Source organism: Streptomyces sp. ITFR-21 (assembly GCF_031844685.1).
In the GTDB taxonomy this organism is placed as follows: Bacteria; Actinomycetota; Actinomycetes; order Streptomycetales; family Streptomycetaceae; genus Actinacidiphila.
On record NZ_CP134605.1, the window covers coordinates 6420263 to 6443719 of the forward strand.

The 23457-nt window shown below is 74.1% G+C and carries 16 protein-coding genes and 4 pseudogenes; 16 read left to right on the plus strand and 4 right to left on the minus strand.

Annotation, left to right across the window (positions count from 1 at the left end):
* Window positions 1-142 precede the first annotated feature (142 nt).
* A complete protein-coding gene (locus tag RLT57_RS28420) occupies window positions 143-1615 on the minus strand; it encodes a hypothetical protein (RefSeq protein WP_311300104.1) in 1473 nt (490 codons plus the stop codon).
* A 190-nt stretch (window positions 1616-1805) separates the two neighbouring features.
* Here RLT57_RS28420 and RLT57_RS28425 point away from each other — a divergent pair, with 190 nt between their 5' ends.
* The 7 genes and pseudogenes from RLT57_RS28425 (at window position 1806) to RLT57_RS28455 (ending at window position 10651) form a co-directional block, all read left to right on the plus strand.
* The gene (locus tag RLT57_RS28425) at window positions 1806-2762 is read left to right on the plus strand and encodes a hypothetical protein (protein ID WP_311300105.1); all 957 of its coding nucleotides are present in this window, start codon (window positions 1806-1808) and stop codon (window positions 2760-2762) included.
* A 40-nt stretch (window positions 2763-2802) separates the two neighbouring features.
* A complete protein-coding gene (locus RLT57_RS28430) occupies window positions 2803-4332 on the plus strand; it encodes an APC family permease (protein WP_311300106.1) in 1530 nt (509 codons plus the stop codon).
* A gap of 205 nt (window positions 4333-4537) precedes the next feature.
* Window positions 4538-4750 (plus strand): annotated as a pseudogene (locus tag RLT57_RS33750) (primary-amine oxidase); the annotation flags it as partial.
* Window positions 4751-4824: 74 nt separating this feature from the next.
* Window positions 4825-5912, plus strand: a pseudogene (locus RLT57_RS28440) (hypothetical protein).
* Between the two features lie 94 nt (window positions 5913-6006).
* Window positions 6007-7167 (plus strand): CaiB/BaiF CoA transferase family protein, encoded by a 1161-nt coding sequence (locus RLT57_RS28445; protein WP_311300107.1) that lies wholly within the window; start codon window positions 6007-6009, stop codon window positions 7165-7167.
* Between the two features lie 39 nt (window positions 7168-7206).
* The gene (locus RLT57_RS28450; protein ID WP_311300108.1) at window positions 7207-8421 is read left to right on the plus strand and encodes an acetyl-CoA C-acetyltransferase; all 1215 of its coding nucleotides are present in this window, start codon (window positions 7207-7209) and stop codon (window positions 8419-8421) included.
* 31 nt (window positions 8422-8452) lie between these two features.
* Complete coding sequence (locus tag RLT57_RS28455; RefSeq protein WP_311300109.1) at window positions 8453-10651, plus strand: 3-hydroxyacyl-CoA dehydrogenase NAD-binding domain-containing protein; 2199 nt, start codon at window positions 8453-8455, stop codon at window positions 10649-10651.
* 126 nt (window positions 10652-10777) lie between these two features.
* On the opposite strand, the gene RLT57_RS28460 is transcribed toward RLT57_RS28455, so the two are convergent.
* Window positions 10778-11488 carry a MerR family transcriptional regulator gene (locus tag RLT57_RS28460; protein ID WP_311300110.1) on the minus strand — a complete coding sequence of 237 codons (711 nt, stop codon included), beginning with the start codon at window positions 11486-11488 and terminating at the stop codon, window positions 10778-10780.
* A 228-nt stretch (window positions 11489-11716) separates the two neighbouring features.
* Here RLT57_RS28460 and RLT57_RS28465 point away from each other — a divergent pair, with 228 nt between their 5' ends.
* The 7 genes and pseudogenes from RLT57_RS28465 (at window position 11717) to RLT57_RS28495 (ending at window position 20824) form a co-directional block, all read left to right on the plus strand.
* The gene (locus RLT57_RS28465) at window positions 11717-13147 is read left to right on the plus strand and encodes a M1 family metallopeptidase (RefSeq protein WP_311300111.1); all 1431 of its coding nucleotides are present in this window, start codon (window positions 11717-11719) and stop codon (window positions 13145-13147) included.
* A gap of 205 nt (window positions 13148-13352) precedes the next feature.
* Window positions 13353-15785 carry a Tex family protein gene (locus RLT57_RS28470; RefSeq protein ID WP_311300112.1) on the plus strand — a complete coding sequence of 811 codons (2433 nt, stop codon included), beginning with the start codon at window positions 13353-13355 and terminating at the stop codon, window positions 15783-15785.
* A gap of 59 nt (window positions 15786-15844) precedes the next feature.
* On the plus strand, window positions 15845-17821 hold the full coding sequence (locus RLT57_RS28475) for a Xaa-Pro dipeptidyl-peptidase (RefSeq protein ID WP_311300113.1): 1977 nt from the start codon (window positions 15845-15847) through the stop codon (window positions 17819-17821).
* 96 nt (window positions 17822-17917) lie between these two features.
* Window positions 17918-18100, plus strand: coding sequence for a hypothetical protein (locus RLT57_RS28480; protein ID WP_311300114.1), 183 nt, complete (start codon window positions 17918-17920; stop codon window positions 18098-18100).
* 64 nt (window positions 18101-18164) lie between these two features.
* Entirely contained in the window at window positions 18165-18716 is a 552-nt protein-coding gene (locus RLT57_RS28485; protein WP_311300115.1) for an MOSC domain-containing protein, read from the plus strand.
* Window positions 18717-18719: 3 nt separating this feature from the next.
* Window positions 18720-19307 (plus strand): annotated as a pseudogene (locus RLT57_RS28490) (NADAR family protein).
* A 137-nt stretch (window positions 19308-19444) separates the two neighbouring features.
* Window positions 19445-20824 (plus strand): FAD-dependent oxidoreductase, encoded by a 1380-nt coding sequence (locus RLT57_RS28495; RefSeq protein ID WP_311300116.1) that lies wholly within the window; start codon window positions 19445-19447, stop codon window positions 20822-20824.
* Here the strand turns inward: RLT57_RS28495 and RLT57_RS28500 are convergent.
* Both RLT57_RS28500 and RLT57_RS28505 read right to left on the minus strand, forming a co-directional pair.
* Complete coding sequence (locus tag RLT57_RS28500) at window positions 20811-21737, minus strand: hypothetical protein (RefSeq protein ID WP_311300117.1); 927 nt, start codon at window positions 21735-21737, stop codon at window positions 20811-20813. The genes RLT57_RS28495 and RLT57_RS28500 overlap by 14 nt on opposite strands.
* 135 nt (window positions 21738-21872) lie before the next feature.
* Window positions 21873-22530: pseudogene (locus RLT57_RS28505) on the minus strand (class I SAM-dependent methyltransferase).
* A gap of 13 nt (window positions 22531-22543) precedes the next feature.
* Between RLT57_RS28505 and RLT57_RS28510 the strand changes: the two are divergent.
* Both RLT57_RS28510 and RLT57_RS28515 read left to right on the plus strand, forming a co-directional pair.
* A complete protein-coding gene (locus tag RLT57_RS28510) occupies window positions 22544-22879 on the plus strand; it encodes a YnfA family protein (protein ID WP_311300118.1) in 336 nt (111 codons plus the stop codon).
* Window positions 22880-23047: 168 nt separating this feature from the next.
* Window positions 23048-23437, plus strand: coding sequence for a roadblock/LC7 domain-containing protein (locus RLT57_RS28515; protein ID WP_311300119.1), 390 nt, complete (start codon window positions 23048-23050; stop codon window positions 23435-23437).
* Window positions 23438-23457 lie beyond the last annotated feature (20 nt).

A 23457-nucleotide genomic window follows, 5' to 3' on the forward strand; every position in this document is an offset into this window, starting at 1 on the left:
AGCCGTCCCCAGCCGACCGGGTGGGGGGGAGCCCACCCCGGGTGCGCGCCATCCCACCCGGTCCCGGGCACCGGCCCCCCGCCGCGAGCCTGTCCGCCTCGCGTCCCAGCCGCGTCCGGCGCGGGGACCCGAGGCGGCGGGGTCAGCCGCGGAGGTCGAGGTGGGGCTTGAGGGCGTCCAGCGCGGCGGCAAGGCGCGGTGAGCCGCACTGGCGGGAGAAGCCGGCGGCTTCACGGCCCAGCGCGCGGGCGCCGTCGATGTCGCCGACCAGCGCGCGGGCCTCGGCGGCTCGGGCGGAGTACAGGCTGCGGTCGCGCAGGAAGGCCGGGTCCTGCGCCGCCAGCGCCTGTTCGAGCAGTGGCACGGCCTCCTGCGCCCTGCCGAGGTCCAGCAGCGACTGCCCGGTCTGCGCGGCGAGCTCGGCCGCGTCGAACCAGTACAGCCAGGCCGGCCCCGGGTCCGCCGCGGCCGCGGCGAGCCGGCGTTCGGCCTCCGCGGCGGCCCGCCGGAACGCTCCCTCGGCGCCCAGCGCCGCGTGCGCCCGGCCCAGCCGGCTGGCGGCCAGCGCGCGGACCACCGGGGGAGCGCCGCCCGCCGCGCGCACCGCCGCCTCCGCCGCCGCGACCGCGTCCCGGGGCCTGCCCGCGATCACCTCCTGCAACGCCAGCCCGCCCCACAGCGCCACGGCCATACCGCGGTCGCCGGCGGTGTGCGCCAGCCGCAGCCCGGTCAGGTAGTGCCGCTGCGCGGCGCTGTTGCGCCCGGTGTCGGTGGCCGCCCAGCCGCCGAGCTGGGCCAGGTCGGCGGCCACCCGCAGCAGCCGGGCCTGGACGGCGCGCGGCTGCGTACCGCAGCTCAGCAGCCGCAGTACGAGGCGCAGATCGGCCGTCACCCGGTGCCACACCGCGCCGCCGCCCAGCCGGTCGTCCACCTGCCGCAGTCCCAGCACGCCGGACTCCAGCCAGGCCAGGACCGTGTCGTCGACCACCGCCGGGCCGTCGCCGTACACGGGTGTCCGCTCCACCGCGTGCCTCGTCGACGCGTCGGCGAGCACCGGGCCGCCCGGCGGCGGGCCGGTCGGCGCCGCCTCCGCGGCCGCGGCGTCCCAGTCGGCGATCGCCTCCAGGAGGGTCCGTTCGTCGGCGATCGGGAAGCCGCGCGGATCGGAACCGCCGTCGGCCACCAGCGACCCGAGGGCGTTCAGACCGCCCTCACGGGTCCAGGGCAGGCCGTCGGGCATCCCGCCGTGCGCCGGGAGCCAACGTGGCCAGGGGTGCGTCTCCAGCTCCTTGGGGGGGATACCGAGCGCCCTGGCCAGCGCCCGCTGGCTGTCGGCTTCCGGGACCACCCCCCAGTGCTCCCACCGCCACACCTTCTCGCGGCGGGCCGCCATCGGGACCCCGAGCGCGCGGGCGTGCTCGGCGATGACCCGGGCCACGTCCTGGTAGCTCCAGCCGTGTCTTCGCCGCACATAGGCGAGCGGGTGCGTGGACGCGGCGGCGTCTTCTCCTGCCGCTCCTGCCACGTAGCTGCCGTCCATTCCCATCCGGTCCCCGGTACGCCGGGGCGCCCCGCCGCGCCACCGCGTGCCCCGGCCGTACTTGCGATCAGGCATTCGAATATCAGGAACTCGGCCGCCGGCGCCACCCGGGAGCCGCCACCAGCGCCGTTCCGACGCTCAAACCCCTGCCACGATACGGGACTACAACGAGACAACAGGTCCGGCCTTGTAGCAGACTGCCGCCTACCGGTTGGCTGTTCGCGATCACTCGACGTAACGCGCTGCCGTGGAGGGCTGCCCGCGGATGACCCCACCGCCGCCACCCTTCCGCTTCACGCGGGGCAAGGACGACGTGGCTTTCGACCCCGCACTCGGCGACGAGGAACTCATCGCCGCCCGGCTGGCCCTGACCCAGGGTCGCTGGACGGAGGTGCGCTCACTCCTGGCCCGCACCGGTGACGACTGGGACAGCCGCGGCCACCGCCTGGTCGTCCTCGGAGAGGGCAAGTCCGCCGCCGCGTGGGCCCAGGAGTGGCAGCTCGCCGAGCCGGAGAGCGCGGACGCCGCCGCGCTGGCCGCCGCCGCGGCCGTCTTCCGCGCGGCCACCGGCAAGCAGAGCGCGGAGTCCGCGCGCGAGGCGTGCCTGCGGGTGGCGCGTATGACGCCCGGTGACCCGACGCCCTGGCTCGGCCTGTTGATCCTGGCCCGCCGCACCGGCACCGACGACGAGCAGGTGCGCGCCTTCGACCAGGTCCGCGGCCGGCACCGCGGCCACCACCACGCGCACTACCTGATGACCCAGTGTCTGGCCGAGCGTCAGAAGACCGACGGGGACGACCCGTTCCACGAGGTCTACGAGTTCGCCGAGTGGGCCGCGGGCGAGGCCGTTCCCGGATCGCCGCTGGCCGTCCTGCCGCTGATCGCCCTCGTCGAGCGCTACCGGGCGCTGGCCGCGGCCGGCGCGATGCCCGCCGACCCGGCCCGGCTGCCGTACTGGACCAGCCCGCGGGCCCGCACCGGTCTGCGGGCCGCCTTCGACTGGTGGCTGGACTGGGACAACAGAACTCATCCGCGCCTGGCTCTGGACTTGAACTACCTGGCGTTCGCTAAATTCCACTCCGGGGACACGGTTGCCGCCGCCGCCCTGTTCAACCGGATCGGGCCGCTGGCGACCCGCGTCCCGTGGTCGTACCTGGACCGCGACCCCAAGAAGACATTCCGCGCCGCGCGCAACTACGCGCTCGGTTTCGGTACGTCGTAAGTCCCGAACTCGCACCGCCCCACCGGAAGGATCCGCAGCCATGCTGACGGGCAGTACCACCGAGATCAGCACGTTCAAGGGGGAGGACCGCGCGCTGCGCGCGGACCGCATCGGTACCCCGGGCCTCCTGCTGTCGGTCCTCGCGGCCACGGCTCCCCTCATGGTGGTGGCGGGCGTGGTGCCCACCACCTTCGCCGCGGTCGGCGTCGTCGGGGTCCCGCTGATCTTCCTCATCCTCGGCGTCGTACTGGTCCTGTTCAGCTTCGGCTACGCCGAGATGAGCCGGCACGTGCACAACGCGGGCGCCTTCTACGCCTACATAGCCCGTGGCCTGGGCGGCACCATCGGCGCCGCGGCCTCCTACGTCGCGCTGGTCTCGTACAGCATCCTGCAGTGCGGCATCTACGGCATCTTCGGCTTCGAGATCTCCAGCCAGATCGCAGTGCACTGGAACCACGACGTCGACTGGTGGTGGCCGGCGCTCGGCGGCGTCGTGGTCGCCGGCGTCTTCGGCGCGCTGAAGATCGACGTCAACGCCAAAGTGCTCGGGGTGCTGCTGCTCGTCGAGACCGTGCTCATCGTGGTCTTCGACATCAGCTTCCTGTCCGACCCGGGCCCCCAGGGCGTCTCCCTGCACGCCTTCAACCCCGACACCCTCACCGGCGCCGGCTTCGGTACCGCGCTGTGCTTCTGCATCGCCGGCTTCACCGGCTTCGAACAGGCCCCGGTCTACGCCGAGGAGACCGCCAGGCCGCAGCGCGTGGTGGCCCGGGTGATGTTCCTGGCCGTCGGCTTCGCCACCCTGTTCTTCGCGTTCAGCGCGTGGGCGATCACTGTGGCAGCCGGCCCGTCGGGCGTCGTCGGCGCCGCGCAGAAGAGCCCGACCATGATCTTCGACCTCAACGAGGCGCGGATCGGGAACACCTTCACCGACATCCTCAACGTCTTCTTCATCACCGGCATCTTCGCCTCGCTGCTCAGCTTCCACAACGTGGTCGCCCGCTACGCCTTCGCCATGGGCCGGGACGGCCTGCTGCCCGCCAAGGTCAGCCACACCACCCGCTCCGGCGGCGCCCCGGTCGTCGGCTCGCTGATCCAGACCGTCGTCGCGCTGGTCGTCGTCATCGCCTTCGCGGTCACCGACGACAAGCCGGGCGGCGACCCGTCCTTCGCGCCGATGATGCGGCTGTTCACCTGGGCCGGCAACGTGGGCGCGCTCGGCGTGGTGGTGCTGATGGCGGTCGCCTCGATCGCTATCATCGTGTTCTTCATCAAGCGCGGCGCGGCCCGGGTGCAGGCCTGGCGGCTCGTCACCTCCGCCGTCGCCGCCGTCGCGCTGCTGGGCATCACGTTCTACGCGGTGAAGGACTTCAAGGTGCTGCTCGGTGTCGACCCCGGCCACGGCCTGCGCTGGCTGCTGCCCGGCATCATCGGGATCGCCGCCGTCCTCGGCCTGCTCTACGGCGCCGTGCTGCGGGTCAAGAACCCGGCCGCGCACGCCCGGATCGGCCAGGGCAACGAGGCGTTCCAACTGGACAAGGCCGCCAGCGCGGCCGAGGCGTCCGTCTGACCGCGCCACCCGACGGCCCGCCCGCCCCCACCCGGGCGCGGGCGGGCCGTCCGCTTTCCGGCCCCGGCCGCCATGCCCGATGATGATCCGCTCACCGGTTCACCCGCTCACCTGATCGCCCACTCTCCTCGCCCGTTCGCCCGTTCGCCCGCCCCGCTTCCGCCCGGCTCTCCCATCCCCGGGCGTCAGGACACGCCATGACCCGCTGTTCCACGGTCCACGCCCACCCCGACGAGCCCGCAGGCCGCACCGTCCCGGCCGCCCCCACCCCCTCGACCCGCTGACCGCCGACGAGATCACCGCCGCCCGCGCCGCGCTGGAAGCCGAGGGCAAGGCCACCGGACCCACCCGCTTCCCCCTGGTGCTGCCCGACGAGCCGGACCGGCACGCGGTGTACGCCCACAAGGAGGGCGACGCCTTCTCCCGCCGGGTCCGGGTCACCCTGCTGGACACCGCGACCGTCCGGTGCTGCACCGCGCCCCCATCGCCGAGATGGCCGTGCCGTACGCCGAACCCGACGCCTCCCGCAACTGGGTCTGCTACCTGGACGCCGGGGAGTACCTGCTGGGCCGCAACGCCAACCCGCTGCGCCTGGGCTGCGACTGCCTCGGCGAGATCGCCTACGTCGACGCGATGCTCACCGACGACCACGGCCGGCCCGAGCCGCTGCCCAACGCGGTCTGCGTCCACGAGGAAAACGTCGGCCTGCTCTGGAAGCACACCAACATCTTCGACGGCTTCGCGGTGCACAGCCGCCGGTCGCGCCGCCTGGTGATCTCGTACATCACCACACTGGGGAACTACGACTACGGCTTCTACTGGCACCTCTACCAGGACGGCACGATCTCCTTCGAGGCCAAGGCCACCGGTCTGCTGCAGACCTCGGCGGCCGAGCCCGGCGCCGGCTCGCCGTACGCCACCGAGATCGCCCCCGGCCTGCTCGCGCCCAACCACCAGCACCTTTCTGCGCCCGGCTGGACGTGGCGGTGGACGGCCCGGCCAACACCGTCGAGGAGGTGGACGTGGTACGGCTGCCGATGGGCCCGGACAACCCCAACGGCAACGCCTTCACCAGCCGGGCCACCCCCGTCGCGGACAGCGGCGACGGCGGCCGGGTCGCGGACGCCTCGGTGGGACGGCGCTGGCGGATCAGCAACCCCGGCTCGCTCAACCGGACGGGCCGGCCGGTCGCGTACAGTCTGCTGCCCGATCAGGGGCCGCTGCTGCTCGCCCAGCCCGGTTCGCCGGTCGCCGAACGGGTCGCCTTCGGGACCAGGAGCCTGTGGGTGACCCGCTACCGGCCCGAGCGGCATCACCCGGACGGCGACTACCCCAACCAGCACCCGGGCCGGACGGGAGTCGCCGAGTGGTCGCGGCCGGGCGAGTCGCTGGAGGACACCGACCTCACCCTGTGGCACTCCTTCGGCCCCACCCACCTGCCGCGGCTGGAGGACTGGCCGGTGATGCCGGTCGACGTGTGCGGCTTCAGCCTCAAGCCCACCGGCTTCTTCGACCGCAACCCGGCGCTGGACCTGCCCGAGGAGCCGGGGCACCACGCCGCGGACCACTGCCACACCTGACGGTCCGCCACCCGCGCCGGCCCGCGACGGGCTGACTGAGCGAGCGCTCAGTCAGCCCTTGCCAAGACCGGAACACGTTCCTAGCATCACTGATGTGACATCAGAAGTGTCGAACCGGCCCCCCGCCGCCCCGGCACCAGGCCCGCTGGCGGGCGTCCGGGTGGTGGAGCTGGCCGGCATCGGCCCCGGCCCCTTCGCCGCCATGCTGCTCGCCGACCTCGGCGCCGACGTCGTCCGCGTCGACCGGCCCGCGGGTCCGGGCCTCGGCATCGACCCGGCCCACGACGTCACCAACCGCAACAAGCGCTCGGTGCTGGTCGACCTCAAGACCGCAGCCGGACCCGGCACCGTGCTCGACCTCGCCGCACGCGCGGACATCCTGATCGAGGGCTACCGCCCCGGCGTCGCCGAGCGCCTCGGCGTGGGACCGCGGGCCTGCCTGGACCGCAACCCGCGGCTGGTCTACGGCCGGATGACCGGCTGGGGCCAGCACGGCCCGCTCGCCGCCACCGCCGGACACGACATCGGCTACGTCGCGGTCACCGGCGCCCTCGCCCTCACCGGAGCGGCCGGCGTCCCGCCCGCCGCCCCGGCCAACCTGCTCGGCGACTACGCCGGCGGTTCCCTCTATCTGGTCACCGGCGTCCTCGCCGCCCTCCACCACGCCCGCGCACACGGGCAGGGCCAGGTCGTGGACGCCGCCATCGTGGACGGCACCGCCCACCTGACCGCGATGATCCACGGGATGCGCGCGGCCGGCGTCTGGCAGGACCGCCGGGGCGGCAACCTGCTGGACGGCGGCGCCCCCTTCTACGGCGTGTACGAGACCGCGGACGGCGCCCATATGGCGGTCGGCGCCCTGGAGCAGCGCTTCTACGACGAGTTCGCCGCGCTGCTCGGCCTGTCCGCCCAGGAGGCCGGACTCCGGGCCGACCCGGCGCGCTGGGGCGAGCTGCGGGCCGCGATCACCGCCCGGTTCCGTACCGGCACCCGCGAGCAGTGGACCGCCGTGTTCGACGGCACCGACGCGTGCGTGGCGCCCGTCCTGTCCCTCGCCGAGGCACCGGACCACCCGCACCTGGCCGCCCGCGGCACCTTCACCGAGGCGGCCGGGACCCGCCAGCCGGCCCCGGCGCCGCGCTTCTCCGCCACGCCCACCGCCGTCCGCCGCCCGCCCGCGCGGCCCGGCGCGCACACCGCGGCCGTCGCCGGAGACTGGGACGTACCGGCCCTGCTCGACAGCCCGGCCCCGTAGCCCGACGAACCGACCGCCCCCTCACCGAAAGGCACGACGTTGACCACCGACGCCTACGTCTACGACGCCGTACGCACCCCACGGGGGCGCGGAAAGGCGAACGGATCCCTGCACGGCACCAAGCCGATCGACCTCGTGGTCGGCCTCATCCACGAACTCCGCCGCCGCTTCCCCGGCCTGGACCCGGCCGCCGTCGACGACGTGGTGCTCGGCGTCGTCAGCCCGATCGGCGACCAGGGCTCCGACATCGCCCGGATCGCGGCCGTCGCCGCCGGGCTGCCCGACACCGTGGCCGGCGTCCAGGAGAACCGCTTCTGCGCCTCCGGGCTCGAAGCGGTCAACCTGGCCGCCGCGAAGATCCGCTCCGGCTGGGAGGACCTCGTGCTGGCCGGCGGTGTCGAGTCCATGTCGCGGGTCGCGATGGGCTCCGACGGCGGCGCGTGGGCGATGGACCCCATGACGTCCCTGCGCACCGGCTTCGTTCCCCAGGGCATCGGCGCCGACCTGATCGCCACCCTGGGCGGCTGGACCAGGCACGACGTCGACTCCTACGCCGCCCTGTCCCAGGAACGCGCCGCGCAGGCCTGGAAGGACGGCCGCTTCGCCCGCTCGGTCGTCCCCGTCCTGGACGGCAACGGCCTGACCGTCCTGGACCACGACGAGCACATGCGGCCCGGCACCACCCCCGAGACGCTGGCCAACCTCAAGCCGTCCTTCGCGGCGGTCGGCGACGCCGGCGGCTTCGACGCGGTGGCCCTGCAGAAGTACCACTGGGTGGAGCGGATCGACCACGTCCACCACGCCGGCAACTCCTCCGGCATCGTCGACGGCGCCGCGCTGGTCGCCGTCGGCAGCCGGGACATCGGCGAGCGCTACGGACTGACGCCCAGAGCCCGTATCGTCTCCGCGGCCGTCTCCGGCTCCGAGCCCACCATCATGCTCACCGGCCCCGCCCCCGCCTCCCGCAAGGCGCTGGCCAAGGCCGGACTGACCATCGACGACATCGACCTGATCGAGATGAACGAGGCGTTCGCCGCGGTCGTGCTGCGCTTCGCCGCCGACATGGGCGTCGGCCTCGACAAGGTCAACGTCAACGGCGGCGCCATCGCGCTCGGCCACCCCCTCGGCGCGACCGGCGCGATGCTGCTCGGCACGCTGCTGGACGAACTGGAACGCCGGGACCTGCGGTACGGACTCGCCACCCTCTGCGTCGGCGGCGGCATGGGCGTCGCCACCGTCGTCGAACGCGTCTGACCCCCCTCACGGAGCCTACGGAGCCCCTGACATGAGCGAGTCCACCACCATCCGCTGGGAGCGGGACGCCGACGGCGTCGTCACCCTCGTCCTGGACGACCCCGACCAGTCGGCCAACACCATGAACGCCGCCTTCGCCGACTCCCTGGACGCCGTGCTCGACCGGCTCGAAGCCGAGCTCGACCAGGTCACCGGCGTCATCGTCACCTCCGCGAAGAAGACCTTCTTCGCCGGCGGCGACCTGCGGGACCTGATCCGCGCCACCCCGGCCGACGCCGAGCGGGTCTTCACCGGCTCGATGCGGATCAAACGCCTCCTGCGCCGCCTGGAGACCCTCGGCAGGCCCGTCGTCGCCGCCATCAACGGCGCGGCCCTCGGCGGCGGCTACGAGATCGCCCTGGCCTGTCACCACCGCATCGCCCTCGACACGCCCGGCACCAGGATCGGCTGCCCCGAGGTCACCCTCGGCCTGCTGCCCGGCGGAGGCGGCGTGGTCCGCACCGTACGGCTGCTCGGTATCGCCGACGCCCTGCTCAAGGTGCTCCTCCAAGGCCGCCAGTACGCCCCGCGGCCCGCCCGGGAGGCCGGTCTGATCCACGAGGTGGCCGCCGACCGCGACGCTATGCTGGCGGCCGCCCGCGCCTACATCCGCGCCCGCCCCGGCGCCCGGCAGCCCTGGGACGCCGACGGCTACAAGATCCCCGGCGGCACCCCCAAGAGCCCCTCCTTCGCCGCCAACCTGCCGGCCTTCCCCGCCAACCTCAGCAAGCAGCTGGCCGGCGCCCCCTACCCCGCGCCGCGCGCCATCCTGGCCGCCGCGGTCGAGAGCGCCCAGGTGGACATCGACACCGCCTTCACCGTCGAGGCGCGCTACTTCACCGAACTGGCCTGCGGCCCCGTCTCGAAGAACATGATCCAGGCGTTCTTCTTCGACATGCAGGCCGTCAACTCCGGCGCCGGCCGCCCCAAGGACGTGCCCGCCCGCCAGGTCGCCAAGGTGGCCGTGCTCGGCGCCGGCATGATGGGCGCCGGCATCGCCTACTCCTGCGCCAGGGCCGGCATCGAGGTCGTCCTCAAGGACGTCACCCGGGAGGCCGCCGACCGCGGCAAGGCGTACTCCGCGGGCCTGCTGGACAAGGCACTGGCCAAGGGCCGCACCACCCCGGAGAAGCGGGACGCGCTGCTCGCCCGGATCACCCCCACCGCCGACCCCGCCGATCTCGCGGGCTGCGACGCCGTGATCGAGGCGGTCTTCGAGGACGCGGCACTCAAGCACAAGGTGTTCCAGGAGATCGAGGGCGTCCTGGCGCCCGACGCCCTGCTGTGCTCCAACACCTCGACCCTGCCCATCACCGCGCTCGCCGAAGGCGTCCAGAGGCAGCGGGACTTCATCGGCCTGCACTTCTTCTCGCCGGTCGACAAGATGCCGCTGGTGGAGATCGTCCGCGGCGAGCGGACCGGAGACGAGGCCCTGGCCCGCGCCTTCGACCTGGTCCGGCAGATCCGCAAGACCCCGATCGTGGTCAACGACTCGCGCGGCTTCTTCACCTCCCGCGTCATCGGCCACTTCATCAACGAAGGCGTCGCCATGGTCGGCGAGGGCGTCCCCGCCGCCTCCGTCGAACAGGCCGCCGCCCAGGCCGGCTACCCCGCCAAGGTGCTGTCCCTGCTGGACGAGCTGACCCTGACCCTGCCGCGCCGCATCCGCCGCGAGGCCCGCGAGGCGGTGGAGGCGGCCGGCGGCCACTGGGCGGAGCACCCCGCCGAACGCGTCATCGACCGCATGGTGGACGAGTTCGGCCGCCAGGGGCGCGCCGCCGGCGCCGGCTTCTACGACTACGAGGACGGGCGCCGCACGCGGCTGTGGCCGGGCCTGGCCGAGCACTTCGGGGTGCCCGCCGCTCCGGGGGACCGCAGCGGCACCCCGGCGGTGCGGATCCCGTTCCACGACCTGCAGGAGCGGATGCTGTTCGCCGAGTCGCTGGACACCGTGCGGCTGTTGGAAGAGGGCGTCCTCACCTCCGTCGCCGACGCCAACATCGGCTCCGTGCTCGGCATCGGCTTCCCGGCCTGGACCGGCGGCGTGCTCCAGTACATCAACGGCTACCAGGGCGGCGCCGCCGGCTTCACCGCCCGCGCCAGGGAGCTGGCGGCGGCGTACGGGGAACGGTTCGAGCCCCCGGCGCTGCTGGTGGCGAAAGCGGCGGCGGGGGAGCGCTTCACGGACTGAGGCGCCGGGCGGGTGCGGGCGGGCACGGGTGGCCGGCACGCCGTGCGGTCCGAGGCGCGTACGGGCCCGGAGGCGGCCGCGTCCGGTCGCCGCGCGGAGCACGGCGGCGTACGGGCCGACGGGCCGTCAGGAGGGCCGCGGGCCGGGCCGGTGCTCCGGCCAGACCCGCACCTCTTCCCGCAGCGCGCGCTGAAACGCCGTCACCAGCGCCTGCACCACCAGCGGCTGCATCTGCGCGGACAGCGACCGCGTCGCCGACACCCGCTCCGGCCGCCGCACCTCGTCGCGGAAGATCCGGCCGATCTCCCGGACCGCCGCTCGGGCGTGCTCCAGCATCACCTCGCGGGCGGCAAGGATCGCCTCGACCGGGACCGGCACGTCCAGCAGCCGAATCCCCAGGTGCAGGGTCCCGGGGTCGACCCGGAAGGAGTCCGGGTCGGCGGTGCGCTCCAGCACGTTCATCGCCGCCAGCCGGTCCAGGTCGGTGTCGGCCAGCGGCCGCCCGGCCCGGCGCTCCAGCATGTCCCGGCCGATCTCCTCGACGCCCTCAGGCAGCCAGGACGCCACCAGCGCGCGGTGGATCGCCAGGTCGTGGGCACTGATGTCGTCCGGCAGCTGCTGCAGATAGCGCTCGATCGCGGCCAGCGTCAGCCCTTGGCGCCGCAACTCCCCGATCAGCGTCAGCCGGGACAGGTGTCCGGGCCCGTACCGGCCGACCCGGCGCGCACCGATGGCGGGCGGCGGCAGCAGACCCCGGGCGCTGTAGAAGCGGACGGTACGCACCGTCACCCCGGCGCGGGCGGCCAGCTCGTCGATGGTGAGACCGGTCTCGGGCACCGGAACAGTATCGCTGTGCCACCAGTGCTGTGAAAGGCCCCGCGGGGCCGTACCGGCGGCTGCGGCAGGCGCGAGGAGTCAGCGCGGGAGCGCGCGTGCGGTGTCCGCCCGCGCCGGGACGCCATAGGACGCCGCGGACCGCGGACCGGCGGGCGCGCGGCCAAAGGGCGCGCGGCGCGCGGACCGGGCAGCACCAACCGGCCGCCACCCGGACCGTACGCTGACCAAATGCGTCCTCGTCCGCCGCGGGCCCCGCTGCGGGCCGCCCTGCCCCTGCTGCTCGCCTGCTGCCTGTCCTGCTCGGGAGCTCCGAGGGCGGCGCCGTCGGAACCGCCGCCCGGTTCCCCGGCAGGTGCCTCCGGCGCCGGCGACCCGCTCTTCCCCCAGGCGGGCAACGGCGGTTACGACGTCGCGCACTACGGGCTCGACCTGTCCTACGACCCCGGCTCAGGACAGCTCACCGGTACCGCCGTCATCACCGCCACCGCCACCGCCGACCTCGGGCGCTTCAACCTGGACCTCGCCGGGCTCACCGTCGGCCGGGTCACCGTCGACGGGCGCCCCGCGGCCACCGCACGGTCCGGTACCGAGCTGACGGTACGCCCGGCGCGCCCGGTCGCCCCCGGCGCCCGCTTCGAGGCCACCGTCGCCTACGCGGGCGTACCGGAGCTGCTCACCGACCCGGACGGCTCGCGCGAGGGATGGTTCCGCACCGACGACGGCGCGGTGGCGCTCGGCGAACCGGTCGGGTCCATGGCGTGGTTCCCCGGCGACGACCACCCGTCGGACAAGGCCGCCTACGACATCACCGTCTCCGTCCCCGACGGCCTCACCGCGGTGTCCAACGGCGAGCTCAACGCCCGCACCGGCGCAGGCGGCCGTACCGTCTTCCGCTGGCACACCGGCGAGCCGATGGCCACCTACCTGGCCACCCTCGCGATCGGCCACTACACCGTCACCCGCTCCCGCACCCCCGCCGGACTTCCGCTCTACGTCGCCGTGGACCCGCGCTCCGACGACCCGCGGACCGCCGCCGCGCTGCGCCGCATCCCGGAGATCCTGGCCTGGGAGAGCGGCCTGTTCGGGCCGTACCCCTTCACGTCGGCGGGCGCGATCGTCGCCCACCTGCCCAAGGGCGAGGGCGGTTACGCCCTGGAGGCCCAGAACCGCCCGGTCTTCCCCGGCGACGGCGTCCCGCCCGCCGTCGACGCGGGCACCTTGGTGCACGAGCTGGCCCACCAGTGGTTCGGCGACGAGGCCACCCCGAGCCGCTGGCAGGACGTCTGGCTCAACGAGGGCTTCGCGACCTACGCCCAGTGGCTCTGGCAGGAGCACGAAGGCGGCGAATCCGTGGACCGCAGCGCCGCCGCGGCCTTCGCCGACCCCGCCGCCTGGGCCTTCCCGCCCGCCTCGCCGACCGCCGCACAGCTCTTCGCGCCCCCCGTCTACCAGCGCGGCGCCCTCGTCCTGTACGAACTGCGCCGCGCCCTGGGCGGCCCGCTGTTCTCAAAGCTGCTGCGGGCCTGGCCCGCCGCCCACCCGCACGGCAACGCCTCCACCGCCGACTTCACCGCCTTCTGCCGGCGGCTCACCGGCAAGGATTTGACGGCGCTGTTCGCCGAGTGGCTCTACGGCAGGGCCAGGCCCGCCCGTCTGTGACGCCCGGCAGGGCGCGCGGCGATCCGGCGGGCCCCGGGGACCCGGCCGGCGGTCCCCGGGGCCCGCGTCCTGTATGCCGGGCGCGGACGCACCGGGAAACCCCCGCGACAACGACGACCCGGCCGACCGCTGGTTCGAGAAGAAGCCGGACCGACCTGGATAATGCTGCGGGCAGGAGTCCAGCGAAGAGAGCGGGTTCAGCATCGTGACGACGTCGGTTGTGCGGTCGGTCGAGGCCAGGATCGCCGAGGAGCTCGGCGTACGCGAGGGGCAGGTGCGCGCGGCCGTCGACCTGCTCGACGGCGGGGCGACGGTGCCGTTCATCGCCCGCTACCGCAAGGAGGCCACCGGCACCCTCGACGACGAGCAGCTGCGCAATCTGGAGGAGCGGCTGCGCTACCTGAGAGAGCTGGACGAGCGGCGCGCGGCCGTACTGGAGTCCATCGGGTCGCAGGGCAGACTGGACGACGCCCTCAGGGCGCAGATCATGGCCGCCGACTCCAAGGCGCGCCTTGAGGACATCTACCTGCCCTACAAGCCCAAGCGCCGCACCAAGGCGCAGATCGCCCGCGAGGCCGGCCTCGAACCGCTGGCCGACGCGCTGCTCGCCGACCCCGGTGTCGACCCGCAGGACCGGGCGGCCGGGTACGTCGACGCGGACAAGGGCGTCGCGGACTCGGCGGCGGCCCTGGAGGGCGCGCGGGCCATCCTCACCGAGCGCTTTTCCGAGGACGCCGACCTGGTGGGCGAGCTGCGTACCCGGATGTGGACCAAAGGCCGCCTGACGGCCGCGGTGCGCGCGGGCAAGGAGGAGTCCGGCGCCAAGTTCTCCGACTACTTCGACTTCGCCGAGCCCTTCGCCAAGCTGCCCTCGCACCGGGTGCTGGCGATGCTGCGCGGTGAGAAGGAGGAGGTGCTCGACCTCACCCTGGAGCCGGAGGAGCCCACCGAGGGGCCGACCAGCTTCGAGCGGCGCATCGCCCAGCGGTTCGACATCGCCGACCGCGGCCGGCCCGCCGACAAGTGGCTCCTCGACACCGTCCGCTGGGCCTGGCGCACCCGCTTCCTGGTGCGGCTCGGCATCGACCTGCGGGTGCAGCTGCGCCAGGAGGCCGAGGACGAGGCGGTCCGGGTGTTCGCCGCCAACCTGCGCGACCTGCTGCTCGCCGCGCCGGCCGGCACCCGTGCCACCATGGGCCTGGACCCGGGCCTGCGGACCGGCGTCAAGGTCGCGGTGGTCGACGGCACCGGCAAGGTGGTGGCCACCGACACCGTCTACCCGCACGCGCCCCGCAACCGCTGGGACGACTCGCTGGCCACGCTCGCCCGGCTCGCCGCCGCCCACCGGGTGGACCTGATCGCGATCGGCAACGGCACCGCGTCCCGCGAGACCGACAAGCTCGCCGGCGACCTGATCAAGGCGCACCCCGAACTGAACCTCACCAAGGCCGTCGTCTCCGAGGCCGGCGCCTCGGTCTACTCGGCCTCCGCCTACGCCTCCGCCGAACTCCCCGGCATGGACGTCTCGCTGCGCGGCGCGGTCTCCATCGCCCGCCGGCTTCAGGACCCGCTGGCCGAACTGGTCAAGATCGACCCGCGGTCGATCGGCGTCGGCCAGTACCAGCACGACCTGTCCGAGGTGAAGCTTTCCCGCTCGCTGGACGCCGTCGTCGAGGACTGCGTCAACGGTGTCGGCGTGGACGTCAACACCGCGTCGGTGCCGCTGCTGCGCCGGGTCTCCGGCATCACCGAGAGCCTGGCGGCCAACATCGTCGCCCACCGCGACGCCAACGGCCGCTTCCGCACCCGCAAGGACCTCAAGGAGGTCGCCAGGCTCGGGCCCAAGGCGTACGAGCAGTGCGCCGGCTTCCTGCGCATCCAGGGCGGCGACGACCCGCTCGACGCGTCCAGCGTGCACCCGGAGGCGTACCCCGTGGTGCGGCGGATGAGCGCCGGAGCGGGCACCGCGATCACCGACCTGATCGGCAACGGGGCGGTGCTGCGGAAGCTGCGGCCGGAGGACTACGTGGACGAGTCCTTCGGCCTGCCGACGGTCACCGACATCCTCACCGAGCTGGAGAAGCCCGGCCGCGACCCCCGGCCCGCCTTCAAGACCGCCGCCTTCAAAGAGGGCGTCGAGGAGATGAAGGACCTGCGGCCCGGGATGCTGCTGGAGGGCGTGGTCACCAATGTGGCCGCCTTCGGCGCCTTCGTGGACGTCGGCGTCCACCAGGACGGCCTGGTCCACGTCTCAGCGCTGTCCGACTCCTATGTGTCCGACCCGCGCGAGGTCGTCAAGTCCGGTGACATCGTGCGGGTGAAGGTGATGGACGTCGACCTGCCGCGCAAGCGGATCTCGCTGACGCTGCGCCTCGACGACGAGATCACGGCAGGCGGCGGCGGCAGGCAGCGCGGCGGCGAGCGCCAGGGCGGCACCCCGCCGCGGCAGGCCAACCGCGGGGGCGGCCAGGGCGGCAACCGGGGCAGCCAGGGCGGGCAGGCCGGCCAAGGCGGCCAGGCCGGCCAAGGCGGCCAGGGCGGCGGCAGGCGGGGCGGCGGCCCGGGTTCCGGGACGCCCGCGCCGGGCGGGGCGATGGCGGACGCGCTGCGCCGGGCGGGGCTGACGGGAGGCAAGTGAGCGCAGGCAAGCGGCGGGTCCTCTGTTGACGTGACCTGGACAGGCGCTAGCCTCCCCGGGTGATCTCAAAGACGCGGGCACTCCGCACTCCGTGGATCTCCGTGCCGGTGGCGCTGGTCGCCGCCCTGGCCGCCGTGCTCACCGCCCCCGGTGCCGCCCACGCGGCCGGCACCGGGGGCGGAACCGTGCGGCACGGCCTCAGCCGACCCGACTACTCGTACGCCGACGCCATCCGCGAGGCCGTCTGGGTGGACACCGGGCTCGACGGCGACGGCGACGGCCGTACCGACCGGGTGGCCGTCGACATCGTGCGGCCCAGGGAACCGGCCGAGGCAGGCCGCAAGGTCCCCGTCATCATGGACGCCAGCCCGTACTACTCCTGCTGCGGGCGCGGCAACGAGAGCCAGGTCAAGACGTACGACGCGGCTGGGAACATCGTCCAGGCGCCGCTGTTCTACGACAACTACTTCGTCCCCCGCGGCTACGCGACCGTCCTGGTCGACCTCGCCGGCACCGACCGCTCCGACGGCTGCGTGGATGTCGGCGGCCCCTCCGACATCCAGTCCGCCAAGGCCGTCGTGGACTGGCTCAACGGCCGTGCCAAGGGCTACAGCGCCCGCTCCGGCGGCCGGGGTGTCAAGGCCGCCTGGACCACGGGCGACGTCGGCATGATCGGCAAGAGCTGGGACGGCACCATCGCCAACGGCGTCGCCGCCACCGGGGTGCGCGGCCTGAAGACCATCGTGCCGATCAGCTCCATCTCCTCCTGGTACGACTACTACTTCCACCAGGGCGCCCCGCTCCAGGACGGCCCCGAGTGGCTGTCGGACTACGTGGAGAGCGATGGCGCGCACGCCGCCTGCGCCGCCGAGCAGCAGCAGATCATCGACGGCTCTCCGCGTACCGGCGACTGGACCCCCTTCTGGACCGACCGGGACTACGTCAAGGACGCGGGCAAGGTCCGCGCCAGCGTCTTCGCGGTGCAGGGCATGCAGGACCTCAACGTCCGCACCAAGAACTTCGGCCAGTGGTGGCAGGCGCTGTCCGCGCAAGGCGTCGAGCGCAAGGTGTGGCTGTCGCAGACCGGCCACGTCGACCCCTTCGACTACCGGCGTGCGGCCTGGGTGCCCACCCTCCAGCGCTGGTTCGACCACTACCTGCTCGGCGTGGACAACGGCGTCCAGCGCGAGCCCATGGCCGACGTCGAGCGGGCCGTTGACCACTGGACCACCGACCCGGTGTGGCCCGCCCCCGGCACCCGCGACACCGCGCTGACTCTCGGCCCCGCCGCCACCGACGGTCCGGGCACCCTGGGCACGGGACCGGCCGTCGCGGGCACCGCGTCCTTCACCGACGACCCCGGCCTCTGGGAGGAGGACTGGGCCGCCGCGGCCGACACCGCCACGCCGGACAAGACCGTCTTCACCACCGGTGTGCTCGCCGAGGACCTGCGGATCTCCGGCGGCGGCACCGTCACGGTCACCGCCTCCTCGTCCACCACCAGCGCACACCTGTCCGCCGTTCTGGTCGACCTCGGTCCCGAGACCGTCCGCGACCACCTCGGCGCCGGCGAGGGCGTCACCACCCTGGACACCCGCTCCTGCTACGGCCGGAGCACCCCGGGCGACAGCGCCTGCTACCTGGACACCGCGGCCGACGCCGAGAGCGTGGACCACAACGTGTTCAGCCGCGGCTGGGCCGACCTCGGCCACTACCGGACGCTCGCCCACGGGGTGCCGCTCACGCCGGGCAAGGCGTACACCATGACGATCCAGCTGGCCGCCACCGACCACGTGGTGCCCGCCGGGCACCGGCTCGCGCTGATCGTCGCCGGCACGGACGCCGGCCTGATCCTGCCGCCCGACACCACCCCCACGGTCGGCGTCGACCTGAAGCGGTCGGTCCTGCGGCTGCCGGTGGTCGGCGGGGCGGACGCGCTGCGGCCGGTACCGGGCGCCACCGCGCCGCGTCTGCCGTCCACCCCCCGGCCGGCGGCACCGGCACCGTCCCTCAGGGCGGCGGCCGAACTGGGCTGACCGGGGGACCCACGGGAACCAGGGCGGCCCGCGGCGCGTTTCACTGAACAGAACGGTCGGACGCGGCGCGGGCCGCCGTGAGATGGAGGCGGGGACATGTCGAGTCGAGCGAAACTCGCAGTCGGTGGCGCGGTGGTGGGGCTGATCCTGCTCATCTGGGTACCGTGGTGGGTCACTTTCCTGATCGTCGTCGGCGTGCCGGTGGCCGCCTACCTGACCCTCGACTCCTCCCAGCGGCGTCGGCTGCGTCGGGTGAGCCGCCGGCAAATAGGTCGCTGACCTGGCGGGATCCCGGATAGGGTGCGTGCGCGGTCAGGGCACTCGATCGAGGGGACGAAGCTCCATGAGCATCGGCACGGGCACAGTGGTCGCGGTGAGCCGCGACGCCGCGCACCGCTTCAGCAAGCCCACCCGGGACAGCGTCAGGCTGCTGGCCGGCCTCGGCGTGGAGGGCGACGCGCATCTGGGCGTCACCGTCCAGCACCGGTCCCGGGTGGCCCAGGACCCCACGCAGCCCAACCTGCGGCAGGTCCACCTCATCCATGACGAGTTGTTCGCCGAGCTGCGCGCCGCCGGATACGACATCGCCCCCGGCGACCTCGGGGAGAACGTGACGACGCACGGCGTGGACCTGCTCGCCCTGCCCGTCGGCACCCGGCTGCGCCTCGGACCCGACGCGGTGGTCGAGATCACCGGCCTGCGCAACCCCTGCCGCCAGATCGACCGCTTCCGCAGCGGTCTGCTCAAGCACGTCGTGAGCAGGGACGGGAGCGGCCGGATCGCCCGCAAAGGCGGCGTGATGGGCGTCGTCCTGACCACGGGCGACATCCGTCCGGGCGACCCCGTCCGCGTTTGCCTCCCCGCCACCCCGCACCGCCCGCTGGAAAGGGTCTGACGGATGCGGCCCGACAGTCCGGCGCCGGCGGCCGATGCCCGTTCGGTGGAAGAACTCCTCGCCCTCACCGCCTCCGGCGCCCGCGTCAGGTACCTGCACTTCTGGGGGCACCGCCCCCAGCGCGACGGCGCCCCCGGGCCGGGCTGTCTCAGCCAGTGGTGGCCGTCCCCCTTCACCGTGGACGGCGTCACCTACCGCACCGCCGAGCACTGGATGATGGCCGGCAAGGCCCGCCTGTTCGGCGACGCGGACGCCGAGCACCGCGTGCTGAGCGCCGTCCACCCCAAGTCCGCCAAGGACGCCGGCCGCGCGGTCCGCGGCTTCGACGAGACACTCTAGGTGGGTGAACGGTCCGCCCTGGTCGCCGAGGGCACCGTCCACAAGTTCGGCCAGCACCCCGACCTGCGCGCCTTCCTCGTCGCCACCCGTGACCGCGTTTTGGCCGAGGCCAGCCCCCTCGACCGGGTCTGGGGTATCGGCTTGTCCGCCGACGACCCCGACGCCGCGCACCCGGGCGCCTGGCGCGGCCTCAGCCTGCTGGGCTTCGCCCTCATGGAGGCGCGGTCCCGCCTGACACCGCGCGCCGACTGAGCCGCGCGGGTGACGCGGAGCGGCAGCGGCCCCGCGGAGGTGTCCGAAGCCCGTGCGGGGGAAAGGGCACACCACACCCACCGACGTGAGGCGCGCACCGAGAGCCCTACCGCCGTACCGAAGGGGACACACCGAAGATGACGGAACGTCTGGTCGTGGTCGGCGGCGACGCCACCGGCATGTCCGCGGCCTCGCAGGCGCGGCGCCGCAGACCCGCCGCCGACCTGGAGATCGTCGCCTTCGAACGCGGTCGGCACACCTCGTACTCCGCCTGCGGCATCCCCTACTGGATCGGCGGCGACACCGCCGGCCCAGACGCCCTGATCGCCAGGACCCCGCAGCAGCACCGGGCCCGGGACATCGACGTGCGGCTCGGAACCGAGGTGACCGAGTTGGACCTGCCGGCGGGCCGGGTACGCAGCCGGGACCCCGAAGGCCACGAGGAGTGGACCGGCTACGACCACCTGGTGATCGCGACCGGTGCCGTACCCGTACGCCCGGACATTGCCGGTATCGACGCGCCCGGCGTCTACGGAGTGCAGACACTGGACGACGGCGAGGCCGTACTGAAAGGCCTGGACCGAGCCGGGGTCCGGCAGGCCGTGGTGGTCGGCGGCGGCTACATCGGCGTCGAGATGGCCGAGGCGATGCTGCGCCACGGCCTGGACGTCACCCTGGTGGACCGGGCCGAGCAGCCGATGACCACCCTCGACCCCGACATGGGCCGGCTGGTCCGCGACGCCCTGGAGGGCCTCGGTGTGGCGGTCGTGTCGGGCGCCGTCGTCCGCGAGGTGCTGACCGGCGACGGCGGCCGGGTGCGCGCCGTCGCCACCGACCGCGGCGAGTTCCCCGCTGACATCGTGGTGCTGGGCCTCGGCGTCCGCCCCTGCACCGCGCTGGCCCGCGCGGCGGGGCTGCCACTGGGACCGCACGGCGGCCTGCTCACCGACCGCTCTATGCGGGTCCGCGGGACCGAACGGGTGTGGGCGGGCGGCGACTGTGTGGAGGTGCGCAACCTGGTCTCCGGGGCCCTCCAGCACATCGCGCTCGGCACCCACGCCAACAAGCACGGTCGGATCATCGGCACCAACATCGGCGGCGGCTACGCCACCTTCCCGGGTGTCGTCGGCACCGCCGTCAGCAAGGTGTGCGACGTGGAGCTGGCCCGTACCGGTCTGAAGGAGTCCCAGGCGCGCGGCGCCGGGCTGGAGTTCGTCACCGCCGTCATCGAGTCGACCAGCCGGGCCGGCTACTACCCGGACGCGGCCCCGATGACCGTCAAGATGATCGCCGAACGCGGCACCGGCCGGCTGCTCGGTGTGCAGATCGTCGGCCGCGAGGGCGCGGCGAAACGCGTCGACGTCGCGGCGGTCGCGCTCACCGCGGGCATGACCGTCGGGCAGATGGTCGACCTGGACCTCGGCTACGCACCGCCCTTCTCACCGGTGTGGGACCCGGTGCTGGTCGCGGCGCGCAAGGCGGCGGACGCGGTCGCGGCGGACATCAGGAAGGCGTGACGGCTTCCTGCCGGACGGCCTCATCGGTCGCGGCCTCCCTGAGCGCGGTCCGCTGAGCCGCCGCGTCGGGGATTCCGGCCAGCCTGCCCAGCGCCTCCAGCAGCGCCGGCAGCGAAGGCCCGCGCCCGACCGGCAGCACCTCGCCGGGCGCCTCGTCCAGCAGTACGAACGCCATGTCGCCGGTCCGCGCCACCAGGCTCCAGCCGGGACCGTCGGCCCGCACCGCGCCGTGCGCGGCACGCACCCTGCCCGCAGGCGGCGTGTCCCGCAGGTAGCCCTCGGCATCGGCCAGGGCGCCGCGCACGCCGCCATGAGAGGGGCCGGCGGGTGCCGCCGCCGCCCCGGCGCTCCCGGCGATGCCGTCCTCGCCTCCGTCCTGCCCCCCGCCCCCGCCCGCGGCGGAGCCGGGAACGGCGGCGTTCTCCTCGGCGGGGAACTGATCACGCCACTCACGCCAGCGGACCGCGATCTCGTCCGCGCCCGCCCGCCGCTGGGCCGGCCCCCAGGCCGAGGCGTCCGGCGGCGCCAGCGGCGGGCGGCCACCGGTGTCCTCGTCCGGGTCGTACGGGTCCGGTACGCCGGGTACGGCGACCGCCACGGGGAGCGGCCAGCCCGGCAGCGACGCGGCCACGCTGTTCCCGTCGGGGGAGAGGTCGTACTCCAGCCCGCAGTCCCAGGCGGCCAGCGCGCACGCCACCGCGGCCACGTCGGTCGTGGCCACCGTCCACCGGGCGCCGGTCCCGTCCTGGCCGAACACCAGACCGTAGCCCGCCTCGAGCGGTTCGAGGCCCAGCTCCCCGCACGCGGCCGGGTAGTCGTCCCCGAGCACGCCGGGGAAGCAGCCGGGCGTCAGCATCGCGGCGGTCAGTACGAACAGCGCGTCCTCGGCGCCCTGCAGCTCCTGTGCGGCCATCAGCCCTCCCCGCTCGTCCCGGTCCGCGCACCATAACCAGCCGGTAACCTCCGCGTCGAGAGGCGGCGCTCCGGGAGATCCCGGCCCGGTGCGGCCGATGACGTCCGGGCGGGCCGGGGGCCGACGGCGGGCCGATCAGCTCCGCCGTCTCGCCGCGACCGCGAGATAGCGCTCAGCGGAGTCCTCCAGCAGCGCCAGTTCCCAGCCCGTGGCGTCCAGCAGGCGGCCCAGCTGCGGCTGCGCGGGTTCGTCCGCGGTCGGCGGTTCGTGGCCGTGGTGCCCGTGGCGGGCGGCGAAGGCGGTCCGGCCCAGGGGGCGGAAGAGCGCCAGCCGGCCGCCCCGGCCGGGTCACCCTCGCCGACTCCCGCAGTCCGGCGGTGGGGTCGGGCGGGTGATGCACGAGGCCGGCGGTGAACACGGCGTCGAAGCCGGCGTCCCGCAGCGGCAGCCGCGCGCTGTCCGCCTCGACCAGTGCGCCCACCTCCCTGCGCCCGAGGTGCGCCGCCTCGCGCAGCGTCTCCGGAGTCAGATCCACCCCGACGACCGTGCCGGCGGCGCCGACCGCCGCACGCAGCAACGGCAGCGTCCGGCCCGTTCCGCAGCCGGCGTCGAGCGCCCGGTCGCCGGGCCGCAGTCCCAGCCCGCCGACCGCGGTCGCGTAGGCGGGGGTGTCGTCGGGGTGGCGCTCCTCCCAGCCGACCGCCCGCGGCCCGAAGAACCCCGCGACCTGCCGGCGTCCGTCGTGCTCACTGCGACCGAGGGGCCCGGTCTCCGGGGGGTCGTTGATGGCCATGCATCATGGTCGCATGATCACACTGCGATCTGTCGGTCTCTTCGTCCTCGCCGCGATCCTGGAGATCGGCGGCGCCTGGCTGATCTGGCAGGGCGTGCGCGAACACCGGGGGTACGGGTGGATGGGCGCCGGGATCGTCGCCCTCGGGCTCTACGGTTTCGTCGCCACGCTCCAGCCCGACGCCGCATTCGGACGGATTCTCGCCGCGTACGGCGGGGTTTTCGTGGCCGGGTCGCTGGTGTGGGCCGCGGTCGCGGACGGCTACCGGCCGGACCGGTTCGACATCGCCGGCGCACTGATCTGCCTGGTGGGCGTGGGGGTCATCATGTACGCGCCGCGCGGCGGCTGACGCCCGGTCCGGCCCGCTCGATCTCCCCCGCGCCCCACGGGTCTCCGTGGCCCCGCTGCTCCCGGGCGGGCCGGTGGCGGTTGATCACGGCCAACCGGCGGTGCGGGGTTGCCGTCCCGCGCAGTCCGTACCAGGCTGCGTAGCGCAGCGGAGAATGGGAGATGGGCGATGACGGTGAGCAACGGGCTCGCGTGGTTGCTGGACGATCTGACGCAGCGGGTGCCGCACGTCCAGCACGCGCTCGTCCTGTCCAGCGACGGGCTGGTCACAAGTGCCAGCGGCGATCTGGACCGCCCGACCGCCGAGCATCTGGCCGCTGTCTCGTCCGGCTTCCACAGCCTGGCGAAGGGCGCCGGGCGGCAGTTCGGAACGGGCGGGGTACGCCAGACCATGATCGAGTTCGACGAGGGGTTCCTCTTCGTCACGGCGGCGGGCGACGGCAGCTGCCTGTCCGTGCTGAGCGGGATGGAGGCGGACGTCGGGCAGGTGGCGTACGAGATGACGCTGCTGGTGCACCGGGTCGGCGAGCATCTGTCGGTGCCGCCGCGGCAGTCCTGAGCGCCGCTCTGGGGGTTGGA